At 54.8% G+C, this 946-nt stretch carries 2 protein-coding genes; one reads left to right on the top strand and one right to left on the bottom strand.

What is annotated here, in order from left to right:
* Positions 1–113 precede the first annotated feature (113 nt).
* On the top strand, positions 114–506 hold the full coding sequence (locus D5687_RS11090; RefSeq protein ID WP_125199829.1) for an OmpP1/FadL family transporter: 393 nt from the start codon (positions 114–116) through the stop codon (positions 504–506).
* A gap of 63 nt (positions 507–569) precedes the next feature.
* Here the strand turns inward: D5687_RS11090 and D5687_RS11085 are convergent.
* A partial coding sequence (locus D5687_RS11085; protein ID WP_148097310.1) for an IS3 family transposase occupies positions 570–946 on the bottom strand: 377 nt, incomplete at its 5' end.

The raw sequence follows: 946 nt of genomic DNA, 5'->3' as shown, positions 1-946 counted from the left end.
TGGTATCAGATTGATGGGGTGAAGGTGCCCCATCAACCATTAAATCCGTATACCCTAATTACTCTGATGTAAAGGCAATCTCCAATCCGTCTGTTGAATTCTTGAACGAATGCATGGGTGCCCGGATGATGGGTGGCGATAGTCCGAAATGTCTGGGCGGTTCAAACGGCGCAGGCTTTGGCTGGGATGATGTCGATGTCTTCACGCTGGGGGTCCAGTGGCAAGCCACGCCGCAATTGCAGTTGCGAGCTGGCTGGAACCGAGGTGACAACCCGGTCAGTTCGGATGACGTGCTGTTCAACACCATCGCCCCGGGCGTGGTCGAAAACCACTACACCGCCGGCTTCAGCTACTCGTTCGATCAGAACCACGAGCTACACGGCGCGTTCATGTATGCCCCGGAAGTGGACGTGAGCGGAACTAATGATTTCAACGCTCCTGGAACCGACCTTAAAATCCGCATGAAGCAGTACGAAGCAACCGTAGGCTACACCTACAAGTTCTAAGTCTTTCCCGCTTCAAAATAAAAACCGCCTTCGTGAACTGACCCCCAAAAGTTGGACGGTTGGTTAGGCGGGCACCAAGGCCTGAGTCCTGTATTCCACGGGGCTCAGGCCTTTTAGTTTCTCCTTGATGCGATCGTGGTTGTAGTAGCGGATGTAGCGCTTGATCTCGAGGATGAATGCCTCGACGGTTGGGAATGTCCGACCATGGAAGCACTCGCTTTTCAGGATGCCAAAGAAGTTCTCCATGACGGCGTTGTCGTGGCAATTGCCCTTTCGGGACATGCTCGGCTCGATGCTGTGCTGGCTCAGGGTCTGACGGTATAGCGGCATCTGGTATTGCCATCCCTGGTCCGAGTGCAGCATCGGCCTCTCACCTGGCGCCAGCCGCTTGGTGGCTTGCTTGAGCATCGTCATCACCAGTGGCAGCCGTGAATTACGAG

Source organism: Guyparkeria sp. SCN-R1 (assembly GCF_003932495.1).
In the GTDB taxonomy this organism is placed as follows: Bacteria; Pseudomonadota; Gammaproteobacteria; order Halothiobacillales; family Halothiobacillaceae; genus Guyparkeria.
This window is presented reverse-complemented; position numbering and strand designations above follow the sequence as displayed.

What these genes read in the sequence shown, in the direction of transcription:
- D5687_RS11090 (WP_125199829.1), top strand. Translation starts at nt 114, where the DNA reads ATGGGTGCCCGGATGATGGGTGGCGATAGTCCGAAATGTCTGGGCGGT.